Annotated in this window: 20 protein-coding genes; 13 read left to right on the top strand and 7 right to left on the bottom strand. The window is 75.1% G+C overall.

The window, feature by feature from the left end; genetic code table 11:
- Positions 1–4 precede the first annotated feature (4 nt).
- Positions 5–808: an SDR family oxidoreductase gene (locus tag ACI790_RS13990; protein ID WP_456570381.1), complete on the top strand. Its 804-nt coding sequence runs from the start codon at positions 5–7 to the stop codon at positions 806–808.
- A 7-nt stretch (positions 809–815) separates the two neighbouring features.
- Here the strand turns inward: ACI790_RS13990 and ACI790_RS13985 are convergent, their stop codons facing one another.
- Positions 816–1,379 carry a class I SAM-dependent methyltransferase gene (locus ACI790_RS13985; RefSeq protein WP_456570380.1) on the bottom strand — a complete coding sequence of 188 codons (564 nt, stop codon included), beginning with the start codon at positions 1,377–1,379 and terminating at the stop codon, positions 816–818.
- 130 nt (positions 1,380–1,509) lie between these two features.
- Between ACI790_RS13985 and ACI790_RS13980 the strand changes: the two genes are divergently transcribed.
- Together ACI790_RS13980 and ACI790_RS13975 are read left to right on the top strand one after the other, a co-directional pair.
- Complete coding sequence (locus ACI790_RS13980; RefSeq protein ID WP_456570379.1) at positions 1,510–2,466, top strand: NADPH:quinone oxidoreductase family protein; 957 nt, start codon at positions 1,510–1,512, stop codon at positions 2,464–2,466.
- An 81-nt stretch (positions 2,467–2,547) separates the two neighbouring features.
- Positions 2,548–3,372 carry a pentapeptide repeat-containing protein gene (locus ACI790_RS13975; protein WP_456570378.1) on the top strand — a complete coding sequence of 275 codons (825 nt, stop codon included), beginning with the start codon at positions 2,548–2,550 and terminating at the stop codon, positions 3,370–3,372.
- Here the strand turns inward: ACI790_RS13975 and ACI790_RS13970 are convergent.
- Positions 3,369–3,572 (bottom strand): DUF5703 family protein, encoded by a 204-nt coding sequence (locus tag ACI790_RS13970; protein WP_269194247.1) that lies wholly within the window; start codon positions 3,570–3,572, stop codon positions 3,369–3,371. The genes ACI790_RS13975 and ACI790_RS13970 overlap by 4 nt on opposite strands.
- A gap of 132 nt (positions 3,573–3,704) precedes the next feature.
- Here ACI790_RS13970 and ACI790_RS13965 point away from each other — a divergent pair, with 132 nt between their 5' ends.
- The 3 genes from ACI790_RS13965 (at position 3,705) to ACI790_RS13955 (ending at position 5,290) form a co-directional block, all read left to right on the top strand.
- A complete protein-coding gene (locus tag ACI790_RS13965) occupies positions 3,705–3,977 on the top strand; it encodes a hypothetical protein (protein ID WP_456570377.1) in 273 nt (90 codons plus the stop codon).
- A 108-nt stretch (positions 3,978–4,085) separates the two neighbouring features.
- Positions 4,086–4,406: a hypothetical protein gene (locus tag ACI790_RS13960; protein WP_456570376.1), complete on the top strand. Its 321-nt coding sequence runs from the start codon at positions 4,086–4,088 to the stop codon at positions 4,404–4,406.
- 80 nt (positions 4,407–4,486) lie between these two features.
- Complete coding sequence (locus tag ACI790_RS13955) at positions 4,487–5,290, top strand: DUF2470 domain-containing protein (protein WP_456570375.1); 804 nt, start codon at positions 4,487–4,489, stop codon at positions 5,288–5,290.
- Between the two features lie 2 nt (positions 5,291–5,292).
- Here ACI790_RS13955 and ACI790_RS13950 read toward each other — a convergent pair whose 3' ends face one another.
- Together ACI790_RS13950 and ACI790_RS13945 are read right to left on the bottom strand one after the other, a co-directional pair.
- Entirely contained in the window at positions 5,293–7,245 is a 1,953-nt protein-coding gene (locus ACI790_RS13950) for an AAA family ATPase (RefSeq protein ID WP_456570374.1), read from the bottom strand.
- Positions 7,242–8,207: an aldo/keto reductase gene (locus tag ACI790_RS13945; protein ID WP_456570373.1), complete on the bottom strand. Its 966-nt coding sequence runs from the start codon at positions 8,205–8,207 to the stop codon at positions 7,242–7,244. The genes ACI790_RS13950 and ACI790_RS13945 overlap by 4 nt, the downstream gene beginning before the upstream one ends.
- A gap of 177 nt (positions 8,208–8,384) precedes the next feature.
- Here ACI790_RS13945 and ACI790_RS13940 point away from each other — a divergent pair, with 177 nt between their 5' ends.
- A complete protein-coding gene (locus ACI790_RS13940) occupies positions 8,385–9,251 on the top strand; it encodes an undecaprenyl-diphosphate phosphatase (RefSeq protein WP_456570372.1) in 867 nt (288 codons plus the stop codon).
- Positions 9,252–9,306: 55 nt separating this feature from the next.
- Here ACI790_RS13940 and ACI790_RS13935 read toward each other — a convergent pair whose 3' ends face one another.
- A complete protein-coding gene (locus ACI790_RS13935) occupies positions 9,307–10,950 on the bottom strand; it encodes an AMIN-like domain-containing (lipo)protein (protein WP_456570371.1) in 1,644 nt (547 codons plus the stop codon).
- Positions 10,951–11,003: 53 nt separating this feature from the next.
- Between ACI790_RS13935 and ACI790_RS13930 the strand changes: the two genes are divergently transcribed.
- From ACI790_RS13930 to ACI790_RS13920, 3 genes are all read left to right on the top strand, one after another.
- Positions 11,004–11,702 (top strand): histidine phosphatase family protein, encoded by a 699-nt coding sequence (locus ACI790_RS13930; RefSeq protein WP_456570370.1) that lies wholly within the window; start codon positions 11,004–11,006, stop codon positions 11,700–11,702.
- 71 nt (positions 11,703–11,773) lie between these two features.
- Positions 11,774–12,325, top strand: a complete 552-nt coding sequence (locus ACI790_RS13925; protein ID WP_456570369.1) for a DUF3090 family protein — start codon at positions 11,774–11,776, stop codon at positions 12,323–12,325.
- 14 nt (positions 12,326–12,339) lie between these two features.
- Complete coding sequence (locus ACI790_RS13920; protein WP_456570368.1) at positions 12,340–13,089, top strand: SCO1664 family protein; 750 nt, start codon at positions 12,340–12,342, stop codon at positions 13,087–13,089.
- Positions 13,090–13,406: 317 nt separating this feature from the next.
- On the opposite strand, the gene ACI790_RS13915 is transcribed toward ACI790_RS13920, so the two are convergent.
- Positions 13,407–14,123 carry a maleylpyruvate isomerase family mycothiol-dependent enzyme gene (locus ACI790_RS13915; protein WP_456570367.1) on the bottom strand — a complete coding sequence of 239 codons (717 nt, stop codon included), beginning with the start codon at positions 14,121–14,123 and terminating at the stop codon, positions 13,407–13,409.
- Between the two features lie 105 nt (positions 14,124–14,228).
- On the opposite strand from ACI790_RS13915, the gene mshC reads away from it, so the two are divergent.
- From mshC to ACI790_RS13900, 3 genes are all read left to right on the top strand, one after another.
- Positions 14,229–15,479: a cysteine--1-D-myo-inosityl 2-amino-2-deoxy-alpha-D-glucopyranoside ligase gene (gene mshC, locus ACI790_RS13910; RefSeq protein ID WP_456570366.1), complete on the top strand. Its 1,251-nt coding sequence runs from the start codon at positions 14,229–14,231 to the stop codon at positions 15,477–15,479.
- Positions 15,479–16,531, top strand: coding sequence for an HD domain-containing protein (locus ACI790_RS13905; protein ID WP_456570365.1), 1,053 nt, complete (start codon positions 15,479–15,481; stop codon positions 16,529–16,531). The genes mshC and ACI790_RS13905 overlap by 1 nt, the downstream gene beginning before the upstream one ends.
- 187 nt (positions 16,532–16,718) lie before the next feature.
- A complete protein-coding gene (locus ACI790_RS13900; RefSeq protein WP_456570364.1) occupies positions 16,719–16,973 on the top strand; it encodes a hypothetical protein in 255 nt (84 codons plus the stop codon).
- Positions 16,974–17,153: 180 nt separating this feature from the next.
- On the opposite strand, the gene ACI790_RS13895 is transcribed toward ACI790_RS13900, so the two are convergent.
- The gene (locus ACI790_RS13895; RefSeq protein ID WP_456570363.1) at positions 17,154–18,023 is read right to left on the bottom strand and encodes a PAC2 family protein; all 870 of its coding nucleotides are present in this window, start codon (positions 18,021–18,023) and stop codon (positions 17,154–17,156) included.
- Between the last annotated feature and the right edge of the window lie 128 nt (positions 18,024–18,151).

The raw sequence follows: 18,151 nt of genomic DNA, 5'->3' as shown, positions 1-18,151 counted from the left end.
GGGGGTGACCGACACCACTCCCGCCCCCGGATCCGTCGCCCTGATCACCGGAGGGACCGGCGGCTTCGGCCGCGCCCTCGCCACCAAGCTCCGCGAGCGCGACGTCACCGTCGTCCTCGCCGACCTGGACAGCGAGCGCAACCGCTCGGTCGCCGCCGACCTCGGCTGCGAGTTCGCCGTCCTCGACGTCACCGACCGGGCCGCCAACGAGGCCCTCGTGGCGCGCATCGAGGCCGACCACGGCCGGCTGGACGCCGCCTACCTCAACGCCGGCATCTCCGCGGCCAAGAGCGAGGACGTCCTGGACCTCGACGAGTTCATGCGCGTCGTCGACATCGACCTGTTCGGCGTCGTCTACGGCGTGGCCGCCGCCCGCCCGGCCATCAAGCGGGCCGGCGGTGGCGCGATCGTCGTCACCGCGTCGCTGGCCGGCCTCTCGCCCATGGCCACCGACCCCGGGTACAGCGTCGCCAAGGGCGGTGCCATCGCCTTCGTCCGTTCCATGGCCCCGCGGCTGGCCGCCGAGGGGACGACGATCTCCGCCATCTGCCCCGGGTTCGCCGACACCGCGATCATCGACCGCATCCGCGACCAGTTCACCGCCGCAGGCTTCCCGGTGCTCACCGCGGAGGAGGTCGCCGACGCGATGATCATGGCGTGGGGCTCGGCCGAGCCCGGCGCGGCGTACGTCATCCAGCCGGGCGTCGGCACGGTGCCCTACAAGTTCAAGGGCGTGCCCAGCGCGAAGACGACGACCGGCGAGACCGCCGTCGTCCCGGAGGCGCTGCGGCCGCCGTCGATGCGCTGAGCGCCGGTCAGTCCTGCCGGCAGGCGAAGAGGAATGCCGGCGGGACGTTCCACGGCGTCACCCGCCACCGCACCGACGAGAAGCGCTTGCGCAGCTCCGGGAGCAGCAGCGGGGAGTACTGGATGACGACGGTGCTGCCGCCGGGGGCCACGGCGCCGGGGAGCACGTCGAGGATGCGGCGGCGCAGCCCCGGCTCCAGCGACGTGTAGGGGAGCGCGGAGACCACGACGTCGGCCCGCGCGTCCCCGAGGTGCGCGCCGAGGTTCTCCGCGGAGTCGCAGACCACCTGCACGCGCGGGTCGTCGAAACGCTCGTCGAGGAGCTTGGCCAGGCGAGGGTCGATCTCGAGGGTGATCAGCCGCGCGCCGGGGCTCAGCCGGGCCAGGATCTCCTGGGTCTGCGCCCCGGTGCCGGCGCCGAGCTCGACCACCAGCTCGGCGCCCGGCACGTCGGCCATGTCCAGCATGTCCCGCACCGCCGTCCGCGAGGTGGGCAGCACCGCGCCCACCTGCCGCGGGTTGGCGAGGAACGCGCCGAGGAAGCGCAATCGGTCGGTGAGCTGCTCGATCATCGGGTCCCTTCCCGGGTCACCGCGGGGAGGGCGACCATCCCTGCGCACACTGGCATGCCTGCGGCTCCAGGTCGAGAGGGCCGGCGGCCCCCGTGACGACGGTCACCGCCGGTCTGGCAAGGTCGGGGCCATGCGTGCATGGCGGGTCCACGAACTCGGCGACCCCTCCCAGGTGATGTCTTTCGACGAGGTCGACCAGCCCGTTCCCGGCGAAGGCCAGGTGCTGGTCAAGGTGCGGGCGGCCGCGCTGAACTTCCCCGACGTGCTCATGGCCATGGGCAGGTACCAGGAGAAGCCCCCGCTGCCCTACACGCCCGGCGTCGAGCTGTGCGGCGAGATCGTCGAGACCAGCCAGCGGGTGATCGGTTCGCCGTCCGGCGGGCCGGGCGCGTTCGCCGAGTACGCGCTGATGGACGCCGCCAACGCCTGGCCGGTGCCCGAGGGCATGTCCGACGAGAAGGCGGCCTCCCTCTACCTGACCTACCAGACCGGGCACGTCGGGCTGCACCGCCGCGCGAACCTACAGGCGGGGGAGTTCCTCCTCGTGCACGCCGGTGCCGGCGGGGTGGGGACGGCGGCCATCCAGCTCGGCAAGGCCGCCGGCGCGACGGTGATCGCGACGGCCGGTGGCGCCCGCAAGACCGAGATCTGCCGCGAGCTGGGCGCCGACCACGTCATCGACTACACGACCGAGGACTTCGTCCCGATCGTCAAGGAGGTCACCGGCGGGCACGGCGCCGACGTCGTCTACGACCCGGTCGGCGGCGAGGTCTTCGACAAGTCCCGCAAGTGCATCGCCTTCGAGGGCCGCATCGTCGTCGTGGGCTTCACCAGCGGCACGATCCCGCAGGCCCCGGCCAACCACGTGCTGGTCAAGAACTACAGCGTCGTCGGCCTGCACTGGGGGCTGTACAAGAAGATGGACCCGGCCCGGATCGGCATGGTGCACGAGGAGCTCACCCGGCTGGTCCTCGACGGCTCGATCGACCCGCTGGTCGGCGCGACCCTGCCGCTGGACCAGGCGCCGCAGGCCCTGGCCCGGCTCGCCTCCCGCGACACCGTCGGCAAGGTCGTGCTCGTCCCGTAGGCAGTCTCAGCGTGTGCGCCGACGCGGGGTTCCCACGCGCAGAACCGGGCGTCGGCGCACACGCTTACCCTCGAGGCCGTCATGCCCGGTCCGTCGCTGCCCCTCGCCGACGACCGGGCGGACCTCCGGGCGGACTGCTCCCGGTGCGCCGGGCTGTGCTGCGTCGGCCCGGCCTTCGCCGCTTCGGCGGACTTCGCGATCGACAAGCCGGCCGGCACCCCCTGCCGGCACCTGCGCGACGACTTCCGCTGCGGTATCCACGACCGGCTGCGCGACCGCGGCTTCCCCGGGTGCACGGTGTTCGACTGCTTCGGCGCCGGGCAGCGGATCACCCAGCGGACCTTCGGCGGCCGGGCCTGGCGGGAGACCCCCGAGCTGGCCCGCGCGCAGTTCGCCGTCCTGCCGGTGGTGCGGCAGCTGCACGAGATGCTCTGGTACCTGGCCGAGGTCCCGACGCTGCCCGCGTCGGACGGCCTGCGCGACGACGCCGAGCGGCTGCGGGCCGAGGCCGAGCGGTGCGCCGACGGCTCCGCCGGGGAGCTGACCGCGCTGGACGTCGGCGGGCTCCGGGACCGGGTCGGCGAGCTGCTCGGCCGGGTGAGCGAGCAGGTGCGCGCCGGGAGCCGGGCGCGGGACCGCCGCGGCGCCGACCTGATGGGCCGGGACCTGCGGCGCACCGACCTGCGCGGCGCGGGGCTGCGCGGGGCCTACCTGATCGGAGCGGACCTGCGGGGCGCCGACCTGGGGACCGCCGACCTCCTGGGCACCGACCTGCGCGCCGCCGACGTGCGCGGCGCGGACCTGAGCCGGTGCCTGTTCCTCACCCAGCCGCAGGTCTCGGCGGCGCGCGGGGACGCCGCGACCCGGCTCCCCGCCGCGGTGCGCCGGCCGGCGCACTGGGCCTAGATGACCGGCTTGGGCAGGTAGGACAGCCGGGCGCGGCGCCGCAGGATGACCTTGCGGGTGCCGTCGGCGTGCAGCTGCAGGCGCGCGAGCTCCCAGCCGCCGACGTCGGACTGCAGGCTCAACATGGTCGCCGCCGCGGACCGGGACGTGCCCGGGGGGATCCGCAGGGGCGCGAACTCGTAGTCCCCGGGCGTGTCCATCGGCTCGATTGTGCCTGCCGTTCGCGGTCCGGTCACGGGTTCGTCGTCTCCCTCACACCTCCTCGCCCTGCCGGGCCGGGCGGTGGACGGCACGATGGGGGAGGACCGAACCCGCTTCCCAGGGAGGACGACGTGACCGAGCCCGGTTTCTCGAGCGACGTGCCCGACGCCGACCGCGCGGAGCAGGAGGCGCTCCTCGACCCGCCCGCCCCCGGTCGCGCCGGGGAGGCGACGCCCCCCGCCGGCGAGGTGCCCGAGGCCGATGCGCTGGAGCAGCAGCTGGCCGCCCGGCCCGGCGAGGCCGGGGCTCCCCGCGGGCCGATCGGGTACCGCGAGGCCGATGACGCCGACGTCCTCGAGCAGGACGCCGACGTCCCCGTGGACGAGGACGACCTCCCCGCCTGACCGGCGCGCGTACCGCCGGTCAGCCGGCCGGGTGAATCGCCGGCTCCGGCCTGCCCCCGGGCCGCGATCCGGGGAGAGTGGGCGGCGGACCCCGGCGAAGGAGGAGGGATGACCGGCCACCAGCACGGTCCGGCCGTCTCGGACGCGGAGGTGCGCGCGGCCGCCGAGCGGTGGGCGCGGGCCGCCGGCGTGCCCCTCGAGGCCGCGCACGGCTCGGCAGCACACCCGGCACCGGTGGCGCTCCGGCTCCTCCGTGGCAGCTTGCTCGGCGCGGCGCTGGGCGTGTTCCTGCTGCTGGTCGCCCGCGGGGAGGCCGGCGCGGCCGGCCTCTGGGTGCTGCTCGCCCTGGCCACCGGACTGCGGGTCGGGCGGATCACCACCGAGCGGCGGCACCGCGTCCCCGGCCGGACGGCGCCGTCCCGGGGCTGACCGCCGGCGCCGGTCCCGGCGCACCCTTCCCGCCGGGAACGATCTTTGGTCAGGCTGCCCTAACTGATCGAGGAGGGGTCATGCCGAGCTGCCCGAGCCACCCCGCGTCCGAGCGCCGTCCCGCGACCGGCGGGCTGCGTCCCGCCGCCGCCGAGCGCGCCCGCACGGTCGCCACCCGTGCCGCGGCCACCGTGTGCGCCCGTGGCGTCGAGGGCGGTCGGGTGCTGGCGCACACGGTCACCGGGGCCGGGCAGGTCCTGCTCGTCGTCCCGGCCGACGGCGACCTGCTGTCCGCGGTCCGCGCGGCGCCGGACCAGGACCTCTCCGCCCTCGTGATGGTCAGCGACCACGCCCCGGTTCCGCTGCGCCGGCCCGTGCGGGCCCAGCTGTGGCTCTCGGGTTGGGCGACCCCGGTCCGCCCGGCCGACCGGCGCGCCGCCGTCCTGGCCTTCGCCGAGAGCCGCCCGGCTCCCGCGCTGCTCGACGTCGGCCGCACCGCCGAGCTGCTGCGGCTGGATCTCGCCGAGGTGGTCCTGGGCGAGGGGAGGGAGGGGATCGACGTGAGCCCGCAGGAGTTCGCGGCGGCCGTGCCCGATCCGCTGGCCGGCATCGAGTCCGACCACCTGCGGCACCTGGCCGGCCACCACGCCGACGTCCTGGACCTGCTGGCCGGCCGCCTGCCGGCCGGCTTCGTCGGCCCCGGCGACGTGGTCCGGCCGCTCGGCCTGGACCGGTTCGGCTTCCGGCTGCGGATCGAGGGGCCGTACGGGGACACCGACGTGCGGGTGCCGTTCCCGCGCCCGCTCACCTGCGCCGGCCAGCTCGGCCCGGCCGTCGCGCAGGTGCTCTGCGCCGCCCGTGCCGCGCGGCCCCGCCGGGGCTGAGCTCAGCCGGCGATCTCCCGCAGGAGCTCGGCCAGCCGGGTCCGCCGCGGCCGCACGTCGACGTCGCGGACGGCCCGGGCCAGGGCCGCACCGCTGGCGTGCACGATCGACAGGTGCCGCTGCGCCCGGGTGAGCGCGGTGTACACCAGCGGGCGGGACAGCATGCCGCCGGCCTCCGGCGGCAGCACGACGACGACGCCCGGCCACTCCGAGCCCTGCGCCCGGTGCACGGTGATCGCCCAGCCGTGCCGCAGGTCGAACAGCGCCTGGCCGTTGACCGTGACCGGTCCGGAGCTGAAGTCCACGTTCAGCGAGCCCTCGCCGGTACCGGTGACGACGCCGACCTCGCCGTTGGCGAAGCCGGTGGGCTCCAGGTCGAGGTGGTTGGCGGTCGCCACGACGCGGTCGCCGGCGTCGAAGCCGAACACCGCGCCGTCGCCGGGGTTGAGCTTCGCCTTGAGCGCCTTGTTCAGCTCGATGGTGCCGGCCGGGCCGCGGTGCACCGGGGTGACCACCTGCACCGCGCCCGGCTCGATGCCCAGCGCCCGGGGGATGGAGTCGGTGACCAGCTGCACCACCCGGCGGGAGGCCTCGGCGCTGCCGGTGGCGGGCACGACGACCACCTCGCGGTCGGGGGAGTCCACCGGCGGCAGCTCCCCGCTCCGCACGGCCGAGGCCAGCCGGGCGATCGCCCCGCCCTCCGCCTGCCGGTAGAGGGTGGTCAGCTCGGTCACCGGCACGACGCCGGAGTCGATCAGGTCGCCCAGCACGTGGCCGGGGCCGATCGAGGGCAGCTGCGCCGGGTCGCCGACCAGCAGCAGGTGCGTGCCGTCCGGGCAGGCCTCCAGCAGCGCCGCGGCCAGCTCGACGTCGAGCATCGACGCCTCGTCGACCACGATGACGTCGGCGTCCAGCGGCCACTCCTCGTTGCGCGCGAAGCCACCGGAGGCACCCTGGGCGCCGAGCAGCCGGTGCACCGTCACCGCGGGGTGGTCGGTCAGCTCCTCCAGGCGCTTGGCCGCCCGGCCGGTGGGCGCGGCCAGCGCGATGTCGGTGCCCTTGGCCTGCAGCAGCTTCACCACCGCCGCGACGGTGCGGCTCTTGCCGGTGCCCGGCCCGCCGGTGAGCAGGCTGACCCCGGCCGAGAGCACCTGCGCCACGGCCTGCTTCTGCGCCTCGTCCAGGCCCTTGGCCACCGAGCGCACCGAGGCGGGGTCGGCGATCCGCTCGGCGGCGGCCGCCAGTCGGGCCACGCCCTCGGCCACGGCCTCCTCGGCCATGCCGAACCGGGCGAGCGAGAGCGTGCGCAGCGACGGATCTGGCTCGGCCGGCTCGTCCGCGTCCTCGTCGAACTCCGGCTCCGGGGGCTCGTGCTCGAGCACCTCGCCGGAGTCGACGGCGGCGACCACCGCCGCCGCGGGATCGCCGATGCCCTCGGCGCGCAGCGCCGCCACGACCAGGTCGATCGGCAGCACCGTGTGCCCGTCGCGGGTCGCCGTCCGCAGGGTCAGCCCGACGATGGCCCGGCCGCGGCGGGCGTCCTGCCGGTCGGCGCCCCGGAGGACGGCGATGGCCAGCCGGTCGGCGTCGCCGAGCGTCACCCCGGGCAGCGCGAGCAGCGCCCACGGGTCGTCGCGCAGCCGGCGCGCGGCGTCGGGGCCCAGCCCGTCGGCCACGCCCGCGGCCAGCTTGGCGGGCAGCCCCGCCGTCACCAGCATCTCCACCACCTCGTAGGTGGGGGCGGCGGCGAGGAAGCTCGAGAACAGCCGCTCGGCCCGCTGGCGGCCCACCCGCGGCAGCTTCATCAGCCGGTCGGCCGTGACGTCGTCGGGGCGGGTGATGCCCGCGGCCGGGAGCTCCGCCGCCGTCCGCTTGCCCAGCCCGGGCCACAGCCCGGCGGTGCAGAAGGCGGCGAAGACCAGGTCCGGGCCGGGGGTGGTCGGGTCGGCCGTCACTGCTCGGACCGGTGCTCGGGGTAGCTGAACGGGGGCGCGGAGACGTCCTCGAGCGCCGTGCGGATCGCGGCGGGCAGCCGCACGCCGTCGGCGTCGAGCGAGGCCTGCAGCTGCTGCGCGGTCCGGGCGCCGACCACCGGGGCGACGACGCCCGGCCGGTCGCGCACCCAGGCCAGCGCCACGGCCAGCGGGCTGGTGCCCAGCCCCTCGGCGGCCGTGATCACGGCCTCCACGATGCGATCGGACTTCCTCGACCGGAGCCCGTCGATGAAGCCCTGCCACGGGGGCGAGGCGCCGCGGGACTCCGTCGGGGTGCTGTGCCGGTACTTGCCGGTGAGGATGCCGCGGCCCAGCGGCGACCAGGCGAGCACGCCCAGGCCCAGGGCCTCCGCGGCGGGCACGACCTCCCGCTCGACCCCGCGCTGCAGCAGCGAGTACTCCACCTGGGTGCTCACCAGGGGGGTGCGGCCGGGCCACGCCTTCTGCCAGGTGGCGGCCTGGGCGGTCTGCCAGCCGGTGAAGTTGCTGATGCCGATGTAGCGCGCCCGGCCCGAGGCGACGGCGAGGTCGCAGGCGGCGAGAGTCTCCTCCAGCGGCGTCGTCTCGTCCCAGGCGTGCAGCTGCCAGAGGTCCACGTGGTCCAGGCCCAGCCGCTCCAGGGAGGCGTCCAGCGCCGAGATCAGGTGCCCGCGGGAGGCCCCGCGGCCCATCGGCCCGGGCCCGGTGCGCCCGGCGGCCTTGGTCGCGACGAGGACGTCGGACCGCGGCACGACGTCGGCCAGCAGGTGCCCGAGGACCCGCTCGCTCTCGCCGTCGCAGTAGACGTCGGCGGTGTCGACCAGCGTCCCACCGGCGTCGACGAAGGCGGTGAGCTGCATGGCGGCCTCGTCCTCGTCGGTGTCACCGCCCCACGTCATCGTGCCCAGCGCGAGCCGGGACACGACCAGACCGCTGCGTCCCAACGCCCGTTGCTCCACGACCGGCCAACCTACCGCCGCCCCCCGGCCCGCACCCGGGAGCACCGGCCGGTCCGGGGCGCCGCGCCGGTCGAGCGGCTCCCGGCGCCTAAGGTTCCCCCTCGTGCCCGACCGATCCCCTCCCCGTCCGGCCGCCCGACCCTCGTCCGGGGGGTGCTGAGGATGGGCTGGATCGAGGCGGTCGTCCTCGGCCTCGTGCAGGGGCTCACCGAGTTCCTGCCGATCTCCTCCAGCGCCCACCTGCGCGTGGTGGGGGAGGCCTTCGGCTGGGCGGACCCCGGCGCGGCCTTCACCGCCATCACCCAGATCGGCACCGAGGCCGCCGTCCTGCTCTACTTCCGCAAGGACATCGGACGGATTCTCGTCGCCTGGGTGCAGTCCCTGGCCGGCCGCCGGAAGGGTGATCCCGACGCCCGCATGGGCTGGCTGATCATCGTCGGCACCCTGCCGATCGTCGTCCTCGGCCTGCTGTTCCAGGACAGCATCGAGACCACGTTGCGCGACCTGCGGATCGTCGCCGTGGCGCTCATCCTCTTCTCCTTCATCCTGTACTGGGCCGACCGCGTCGGCGCCAAGCAGCGCGAGCTCAGGGACCTGACCGTCGGCCACGGCATCGCCTTCGGGTTCGCCCAGGCCATGGCGCTCATCCCCGGGGTGTCCCGCTCCGGCGGCACCATCACCATGGGGCTGTTCCTCGGCTACTCCCGGTCGGCCGCGGCCCGGTACTCGTTCCTGCTCGCCGTGCCCGCCGTCCTGGGCTCGGGCTTCTTCCAGGTCTACGAGTCGCTGAGCGGCGACGTCGAGGGACGGGCCATCTCCTGGGGGCCGACGATCCTGGCCACGGTCATCGCCTTCGGCGTCGGGCTGACGGTGATCGCGTGGCTGCTGCGCTACCTGGACCGGGGCAGCTTCACCCCGTTCGTCGTCTACCGGATCGTGCTGGGGGTCCTCATCCTCGTGCTGGTCTTCACGGGCGTGCTCGACCCGGTGGGCTCGAGCGAGATCAGCCCCTCGCCCGCCCCGCGCTGACCGGGCGGGGGTCGCTTCCCGCGACCCCGCCCGGTCGCCACGGGTGCCGTGGGGCTCAGCCCTCCGTGCCGGCGTCGAGGTCCAGCGTCCCGATCATCGCGTCGAGCACCGCGGCGTTGCCCTGGTAGTCGAACCTGGGCAGGCCGACGGTGTCGGCGACCAGCGTGCGGGGGCCGTCCTCGCCGTCCTGGACCCGGATGGCGTACCGGGTCGAGGGCGTGCCCTCGGGCCAGAGGCCCTCACCGGTGGCGGTGCGCTCGATCCGCACGGATTCCCGGCCGTCCACGGTCAGCTCGCGGCGCGCCTGCTCCCCGGGCTGCTCCTGGGTCACCCGGTCGAACGCCACCGGCTCGACCGAGAAGGCGATCGCGGCCACGCGCACGTCGGTGGTGTCGGGCACGTCGAAGTCCTGCGGGGAGAACCGGCTGCAGGACGGCACGGTCTCACCGGCGTTGACCGACCAGGTCGAGGGGTGGTCGACGGCGTACCCGGCCGGGCTGGTGCACGTCTCGCCGAGGGAGATGCCGGTGCCCGGCTCCCGGTCGAGCACGTCGATCACGATCCGCTGCGGGTCGGACAGCCGGGCGACGGCGAACGGGCGCTGCTGGTCGAGGCCGGCGTAGAAGGCGTACCGCCCCTCGTAGAGCGTGTCGGCGACCAGCGCCTCCAGCACGCTGGTCCCGGCGATCTCCAGCCGCTGCTCGCCGTCCCACGGCTGGACGCCCTCGGGGGCGTCACCCGGATACAGCAGGTTGGACAGCGTGATCCCCAGGGTGGCGTCACCCGGAACCCCCAGCGGGTGGCCCGAGCCCGCGCTGCGCGGGTCCTCGGTGTAGCCGATCTCGTAGCCGGCTTCGCCCTCCCCGGCGAGCTCGAGGACCATCCGGTCGAAGCCGTCATGGGCTCCCAGCCGGACGTCGGTCAGCACGACCGGCGAGCCGGTGGCCTCGGCGGCGACATCGGCGGTGCCCCCGTGGCCGACCGGCGCGATGCCGCCCGAGCCGCCGGGCTGGTGCAGGACGTCGACGACCAGGCGCGCCGGGTCGGCGAAGGTGGTCACCCCGAAGGGCACCCGCTCGTCCAGCCCGATCGTCCAGGACAGCAACGACTCGAAATCGCCCGTCCCGACCGCCTCGGTGATCACCTGGCCGCCGGGGGCGGTGATGTGATCGCGCCCGGAATAGGTCTCCCGGGGCTGCTCGCTGGAGAGGTCGACCCCGCTGGCGGGGCTGACCTGCACCTCCAGGAACGCCGGGCCGGCCACGTCCACCCGCCGGCCCGAGCCGTCCTCGGTGATCGGCGGCTCGACGTAGCCGACCCGGTAGCTGGGGACCTCCTCGCCCTCGAACTCGAGGACGAACCGGTCGAAGGTCTCGTGCCCGGCGGCGCGCACGTCGGTCAGGTAGGCGGGGGAGCCGGCGGCGGGGAAGTCCCCGGTCTCTACCGTCTCCGTGCCGGGGTCGCCGACCGGGGGCAGCGGCTGGCCGGCTGGCTGGAGCGTGCCGGCCGCACCGGGCGCGGTCGGGACGGCGGACGGTGGTGGGGCCGTCGGGGAGCCGGTGGTCACCAGCAGGGTGCTGGCGCCCAGCCCGGCGAGCAGCAGTCGCATCATCACGAACTCGCTTCCGGTCTCGGGGATCCGGGTTCCCTGGGCCTGCCCGCGCACCGCGCCCCCGAACTCGGCTCGGCGTCCCGTCATCGGATCGTCACGTCCACCGGGGGACGTGACGGACCACCGCCTACGCTCGCCCCGTGACCACCGTGATCCTGCTCCGGCACGGGCGGACGACCGCCAACACCGGCGGCGTGCTCGCCGGCTGGACCCCGGGCGTCCAGCTGGACGAGTCCGGTCAGGCGCAGGTGCGTGCGGTGGGGGAGCGGCTGGCGAAGGTGCCGCTGGCCGCCGTCGTCAGCAGCCCCCTGGAGCGTTGCCGGCAGACCGTCGGCGCCGTCGTCGCCGGCCGGGAGCTGGAGCCGCAGACCGACGACCGCCTGGGCGAGTGCCGCTACGGCGACTGGACCGGCCGCAGCATCAAGGAGTTGGTCAAGGAGCCGCTGTGGAAGGTCGTGCAGCAGCACCCGTCCGCGGCCGTCTTCCCCGGGGCCGAGGGGGAGGGGCTCGCGCAGACCCAGGCCCGGGCCGTGGCCGCGGTGCGGGACTGGAACGCCCGGCTCGGCCCCGACGCGGTGTGGCTGGCCTGCAGCCACGGCGACGTCATCAAGGCGATCCTGGCCGACGCGCTCGGCCTGCACCTGGATCAGTTCCAGCGGATCGTCGTCGACCCGGCGTCGATCTCGGTGGTGTCCTACACCGACACCCGGCCGTTCGTCGGCCGGATCAACGACACCGGGGGCGACGTCTCCGGGCTGCTCCCGCCGCCGCGGAAGGGCCGCCGGCGCAAGGCCTCCTCGGACGCCGTCGTGGGTGGCGGGGCCGGCGCTCAGGCCTGAGCTGCTGACGTCGGCTTTCCCCGCCGGGTCGTCCCGGCGGGTCGTGGGCGCCCCCGCGTAACCTGGGCCGCGTGCCCCGTCAGGTCCATCTCTTCGATCGCCCCAGCCGGTTCGTCGCAGGGACGGTGGGCCAGCCCGGTGACCGGACGTTCTACCTGCAGGCCACCGACGACGCCGGCCGCACGGTGAGCGTGGCGCTGGAGAAGGCCCAGGTCCAGGTGCTGGCCGACCGGATGAACGAGCTGCTCGACGAGGTCAGCAACCGCGCCGACTCGGTCATCCCGGTCGAGGCCGACGTCGACGACCTCGATCCGCTCACCGCGCCGGTCGAGGAGGAGTTCCGGGTCGCCGCCATGGGGCTGGCGTGGGACGGCGCCGCGGAGGCGGTCGTGGTCGAGGCGGTCGCCGCCGGCGAGGAGCCGATCGACGAGGACGCCATCCTCTCCGACAGCGACGAGGGCCCCGACGCGCTCCGGGTGACGATCACGCCGATGGCCGCGCGGGCGTTCGTGGCCCGGGCCCTCCGGGTGGTCGCCGCGGGCCGGCCGTCCTGCCCGCTGTGCTCGCTGCCGCTCGACCCGGTGGGCCACGTGTGCCCGCGGCAGAACGGCTACCGCCGCTGAGCGGCGACCTCTCGATGAGCGAGCAGCCCGCCGATGCCGGTCTCCGCCCGCCCGCCGACGACGCCGAGGCCCACGAGCTGCTCACCGAGGGCGTCATCGACGTCGAGGGCCGGATGCTCGACGCGTCCAACGTGACGCTGGTCGGCGCCATCCGCACGGACACCCTGGTCGCGGAGTGCGTCTACAAGCCCGTCGCCGGGGAGCGCCCGCTCTGGGACTTCCCCGACGGCACCCTCGCCGGCCGGGAGATCTCCGCCTACCTGGTGTCGGAGGCGACCGGCTGGTCGGTCGTGCCCCCGACCGTGCTGCGGGAAGGCCCGTTCGGCCCGGGCATGGTCCAGCTCTGGATGGACGGCGACCCCGAGATCGACCTGGTCGCGTTCGTCCGGCGCGACGACCCCGCGCTGCGCCGCATGGCCGTGTTCGACGCCGTCGTCAACAACGCCGACCGCAAGGGCGGGCACATCATCCCGATGCCCGACGGCCACGTGTACGGCGTCGACCACGGCATCTGCTTCTCCGTCGACCCGAAGCTACGCACGCTGCTGTGGCGCTGGGCGGGGAAGCCGCTGCCCGCCGAGGCGGTCGCGGTGCTGGAGCTGCTGGCCGACGCGCTGCGCGACGAGCTGGGGGAGCAGCTGCACGAGCACCTGACCCGGACCGAGGTGCGCTGCACGCAGCGACGGGTCGCGGAGCTGCTGCGCACCGGCCGCCACCCCGAGCCCAGCGGCGAGTGGCCCGCCCTGCCCTGGCCGCCGTTCTGAGCTGACCGCCGACTGCCGACCGCCGACCGCCGATCGCTCTGATACGTCTCCGCGCGGTTATCGGGCCCGTCATCACCGCGTTCGTGCGTATCCGCGTGGCATGCGTTCGGCCGCGTCGTCGCCGGCGCGTGCCGCGCTGTCGGTGGGCCGGGCCAGGATGCGCACCATGTCTCATCGCAGCCGGCTCGCCATCCTCCTGCTCGACCCCGCCGGGCTCGTTTTCTGCGTCGTGGGCGTCCAGACCGGCGACGAGTTCGACCGGCACGCGGTGACCTGGCCGTGAGCACCCCGGGTGGATGCGCTCGTCGAGGACTGAGCTACTCGAGGTCGACCAGGCCGATCATCGCGGCGGCCTGCAGCGGGTCGCCGTCGACGGTGAGGATTTCCAGCGGCACCCGGCGCCAGACCGCGAGCAGCAGGTCGCCGGCGGTGCCGGTGAGCGCCGCTATCGGGAACGGCCTCGTGCCGGGGAACAGGGTGCGCTCGGCGTCGGCGTCCACGGCGTGCAGGACGACGGGGTGGGCCTGCTCGGGCGGCCCGTCCGGGAACGCGGCGGGCACCATGACCTCCAGCCACTCGTCCAGTCCGTCCAGGCCGATCGCGGTGGGGACCGGCCGGACGTCACCGAGCACCTGCTCGACGTCGACGCTGTGCACGGTGGCCTCCTGGAGCTGGCGGCGCAGCACGAACGCGACGTCCTGCTGCGGCGCCCAGGTCCAGACCCGCTCGCCGGGTTCCGCGCCGGCCAGCGCCGCCTCCAGCTCGGCGCTCTGCGCGGTGATGTAGCCCAGCAGCTCGTCGTCGGGACGACGGCGCGGCCGGGTGTAGCCGGACGGGTCCGCGGCGCGGGTGCGCACCATCTCGGCCCAGAAGTGCTGCACCTCGGCCAGGTGCCAGGCCAGATCGGCCAGCGTCCAGCCGGGGCAGCCGGGCACGCGTGCGCGCCAGCCGGCGGCGAGCACGGCCTCCGCGGCGGCGTCGGCGAACCGGGCGTCCGCCCGCCGCAGGGCCGGCAGGTACTCGTCGAGCTCCATCGCTCCTCCTCCCGCGGCCGGTGGGGACCGGGTCGCCCCTCCGACGTGATGACCCGCACGGACCGGCGGGGCGGCGGCGTCGGACCTCGGCTCTAGGCTCGTGCCGTGCTCTCCTGGCCCGCTCCGCTGCTGCCGACCCTGCCCGGCACCGGCCCCGTCCTCAAGGTCTACGACACCGCCCAGCGGCAGGTCGTCGCGACCACCCCCGACCGGACGGCCCGGATGTACGTCTGCGGCATCACCCCGTACGACGCCACCCATCTCGGGCACGCCGCCACCTACCTGGCCTTCGACGTGATCAACCGGATGTGGCGCGACGCCGGGCACGCGGTGCACTACGTCCAGAACGTCACCGACATCGACGACCCGCTGCTCGAGCGCGCCGACCGCGACTCCGAGGACTGGGTCGTCCTGGGCATGCGCGAGACCGCGCTGTTCCGCGAGGACATGACCGCGCTGCGCGTGCTGCCCCCGGAGGACTACGTGGGCGCCGTCGAGTCGATCCCGCGGATCGTCGCGCACGTCGAGCGGCTGCTCGACGACGGCCTGGCCTACGCGCTCGACGACGGCACCGGTGACATCTACCACGACGTCGCGCAGGCGCCGGGGTTCGGCTCGGAGTCCGGCTACGACGAGCCGACGATGACGGGCTTCTTCGCCGAGCGCGGGGGAGACCCCGACCGGGCGGGCAAGCGCAACCGGCTGGACCCGCTGCTCTGGCGCGGCCAGCGTCCCGGTGAGCCGGCGTGGGCCGGCCCCCGCGGCACCGCCGGCCGGCCCGGCTGGCACATCGAGTGCGCCACGATCGCCCTGGACACCATCGGCATGGGCTTCGACGTGCAGGGTGGCGGCAGCGACCTGGTCTTCCCGCACCACGAGTTCTCCGCCGTCCACGCCGAGGCGCTCACCGCCACCAAGCCGTTCGCCAAGGCGTACGTGCACGCGGCGATGATCGGGCTGGACGGCGAGAAGATGAGCAAGAGCCGCGGCAACCTGGTCTTCGTCTCGAAGCTGCGCGGCGAGGGCGTGGACCCGATGGCCATCCGGCTGGCGCTGCTCTCGGGCCACTACCGCACCGACCGCGCCTGGACGGCGGAGCTGCTGACGCAGGCCGAGCAGCGGCTGGCGACGTGGCGCCGCGCGGTCTCCCGCGACGCCGGCGCGCCGGCCGGGGCGGTCCTGCACGGGCTGCGCGAGAGGCTGGCCGACGACCTCGACAGCCCGGGGGCGATCGCCGTGGTCGACGCCTGGGCCGAGCGCACGCTGGCCGGCGGTGACGACCTGGAGGAGCAGGCGCCCCAGGTGGTCTGCGACGCCGTCGACGCGCTGCTGGGCGTGGAGCTGCAGGAGAACTGATGACCAGCGCCCCCGCCGGCCCGTTCCGGCTGACCGACCGCGCGGCGCGGGAGCAGGCCGAGGAGCAGCTCGCGCCGGCCGCGACCCGGTCGGCCGCTACCCGGGGGCGGGTGCGCGAGGAGCCCGAGGACGCGCTGCGGACGGCGTTCGAGCGGGACCGCGACCGGATCCTGCACGCCAAGGCGTTCCGGCGGCTCAAGCACAAGACGCAGGTCTTCCTCAACCCCGACGGCGACCACTTCGTCACCCGGCTGAGCCACACGCTGCAGGTCACCCAGGTGGCGCGGTCGCTGGCCCGGGCGCTGGGCCTGAACGAGCCGCTCGCCGAGGCGATCGCCCTGGGCCACGACGTCGGGCACTCGCCGTTCGGGCACATCGGGGAGGAGGCCTTCGACCCGTACGTCCCCGGTGGCTGGCACCACGCCGCCCAGGGGGTGCGGATCGTCGAGGTGCTCGAGGACCTCAACCTCACCTGGGAGGTCCGGGACGGCATCCGGGCGCACAGCTGGAAGATCGACCCGCCGCCGGCCACTCGGGAGGCCGAGTGCGTGCGGTACGCCGACCGCGTCGGCTACCTCTCCCACGACGCGCTGGACGCCGCCCGCGCCGGGGTCATCCGCGCCGCGGACCTGCCGGCGCGCGCCGTCGCAGTGTTCGGGCAGCCGGGCAGCGAGATGGTGGGCGCGATGATCGACGCCGTCGTCGCCGGGTCGCTGGCCCGGGACGGAGCGGCCGGCGCGGTCGTCATGGACGCCGAGGCGCTGCAGGCGATGCACGAGCTGCGCGACTTCATGTTCGCCCGCGTCTACGCCTCCGACGTCGCCGCCGGGCAGAAGCACCTGGCCGTCGACGTCATCCGCCGGCTCGTCGACCACCACCTGGCGCACCCCGAGCTCATCCCGGCGTCCTACCGCGACACCGAGGCCGACGCGCTCACCCAGGTCGTCGACTACGTCTCCGGGATGACCGACCGCTTCGCCCTCGCCACCCACGACCGGCTGTTCGGCACCGACACCGCGGCGCAGATGCGCCCGCTGCTGCGGACGAGCTGACGGGCCCACGCCTCGGCGCGGCACGGACCGCCCCGCGCGCGGCCTCGGCCTGCTTCGATGGCCCCGCCCCGGAGTGGGCCCACGCGGCGAAGGGTTCTGGGATGACGCAGCAGCTCCCGACCGATCGCACCTCCGCCTTCGCCGCCGCGGCGGAGCGGCTGCTGGCCGAGCACCCCGGTGACGAGCAGTGCCGCATGCTCCGCTCGCCGGGGCTGAGGACGGGCGGTTCTGCTACGGCTTCGCGCCCGCGGGCGCCCTGATCGTCAAGCTCCCGGCGGCGCGGGTGCAGGAGCTGGTCGCCGAGGGCCGGGGCGAGCCGTGCTCCCCCCGGCCGGGCCGGCCGGTGCGGGAGTGGGTCAGGATCCCGGAGCCCGACGAGGCGGCCTGCGTGACCTACCTGCGGGAAGCGCGGGCGTTCGTCGCCGGTACCGCCGCGCCGTAGCCGCGCGCTCGGGCGGCGTCAGCGGGGCGCCTGCAGCGCCGTCATCCGCGCCGCGGCGTGCTCGGCAGCGGTGATCAGCCCGCGGCGGTTCTGCCGCCGCCGACTGTCCGGCTGTCGCGGTCTCCCTCGCATTCGAGAGGACGACCGGACGGAGTCGACGCGGGCGGTTGGGGGCCTCGGTCAGGCGCCGCCGGCGGAGCCGCCGCGACGGCGCAGGTAGCGCTCGAACTCCCGGGCGATCTGGTCGCCGTTCGCCTGCGAGAGGTCGACCTCCGTCGCCCGCTCCTCCAGCGACCGGACGTACTCCACGACCTCGGCGTCCTCGCTGGCCATCTCGTCGACGGTCTGCACCCACTCGTCGGCCTGTTGCGGCAGGACGCCCAGCGGCACGGTGGTCTCCAGGACCTCCTCGACCCGCTGCAGGAGCGCGACGGTGGCGCGCGGCGACGGCGGCTGCGACACGTAGTGCGGAACCGCGGCCCAGAAACTGATCGCCGGCAGCCCGGCCTGCACGCAGGCGTCCTGGAAGACGCCGAGGATGCCGGTCGGCCCCTCGTAGCGGGAGGTCTCCAGCGCGTACGCCCGCGCCGACTCGCCGTCGTAGGCGGACCCGGTCACCGGCGTCGGCCGGGTGTGCGGCGTGTCGGCGAGCAGGGCACCGAGGGCGACGACCATCGAGACGTCGAGCTCCTCGAGGATGTCGATCAGCTCCTCGCAGAAGCTGCGCCAGCGCATGTTGGGCTCGATCCCGCGGATGAGCACGACGTCGCGGCCCAGGCCCTCGGGGTGCGCCACCGAGATGCGGGTGGTCGGCCACTCGATGCGCCGGCTCACCCCGCCGACCAGGGAGACCGTCGGCCGGTTGACCTGGAAGTCGTAGTAGTCCTCGGGATCCAGCGCGGCCAGCGGCTTGGCGTCCCAGATCAGCTCCAGGTGCTCCACGGCGCCCGTGGCCGCGTCACCGGCGTCGTTCCAGCCCTCGAACGCCACCACGACCACCGGGTCGGTGAGCTGGGGCAGGTCGTCGGCGCTGGACTTCGGATCGATCACCCCTGTCAGCCTACGTCGATCCGGCCCGCAGCCCCCGGACGCGCACCGCCGGCCCGCAGCGGCCGCCGCCGTCCGCCCGGTGGGGGAGCGGCGGAATGAGACCATGGGGGCGACGTTGCTGCTGTCGA

The sequence above is a fragment of the Blastococcus sp. SYSU DS0539 genome (genome assembly GCF_054050855.1).
The sequence above is the reverse complement of the archived record's forward strand: the minus strand, read 5'-3'. Positions and strand labels throughout refer to the sequence as shown.

Excerpts from the sequence above, each read along its gene's own strand:
- ACI790_RS13985 (WP_456570380.1), bottom strand. The coding sequence starts at position 1,379 with ATGATCGAGCAGCTCACCGACCGATTGCGCTTCCTCGGCGCGTTCCTC.
- ACI790_RS13980 (WP_456570379.1), top strand. The coding sequence starts at position 1,510 with ATGCGTGCATGGCGGGTCCACGAACTCGGCGACCCCTCCCAGGTGATG.
- ACI790_RS13975 (WP_456570378.1), top strand. The coding sequence starts at position 2,548 with ATGCCCGGTCCGTCGCTGCCCCTCGCCGACGACCGGGCGGACCTCCGG.
- ACI790_RS13970 (WP_269194247.1), bottom strand. The coding sequence starts at position 3,572 with ATGGACACGCCCGGGGACTACGAGTTCGCGCCCCTGCGGATCCCCCCG.
- ACI790_RS13960 (WP_456570376.1), top strand. The coding sequence starts at position 4,086 with ATGACCGGCCACCAGCACGGTCCGGCCGTCTCGGACGCGGAGGTGCGC.
- ACI790_RS13955 (WP_456570375.1), top strand. The coding sequence starts at position 4,487 with ATGCCGAGCTGCCCGAGCCACCCCGCGTCCGAGCGCCGTCCCGCGACC.
- ACI790_RS13940 (WP_456570372.1), top strand. The coding sequence starts at position 8,385 with ATGGGCTGGATCGAGGCGGTCGTCCTCGGCCTCGTGCAGGGGCTCACC.
- ACI790_RS13935 (WP_456570371.1), bottom strand. The coding sequence starts at position 10,950 with ATGACGGGACGCCGAGCCGAGTTCGGGGGCGCGGTGCGCGGGCAGGCC.
- ACI790_RS13920 (WP_456570368.1), top strand. The coding sequence starts at position 12,340 with ATGAGCGAGCAGCCCGCCGATGCCGGTCTCCGCCCGCCCGCCGACGAC.
- ACI790_RS13915 (WP_456570367.1), bottom strand. The coding sequence starts at position 14,123 with ATGGAGCTCGACGAGTACCTGCCGGCCCTGCGGCGGGCGGACGCCCGG.
- ACI790_RS13905 (WP_456570365.1), top strand. The coding sequence starts at position 15,479 with ATGACCAGCGCCCCCGCCGGCCCGTTCCGGCTGACCGACCGCGCGGCG.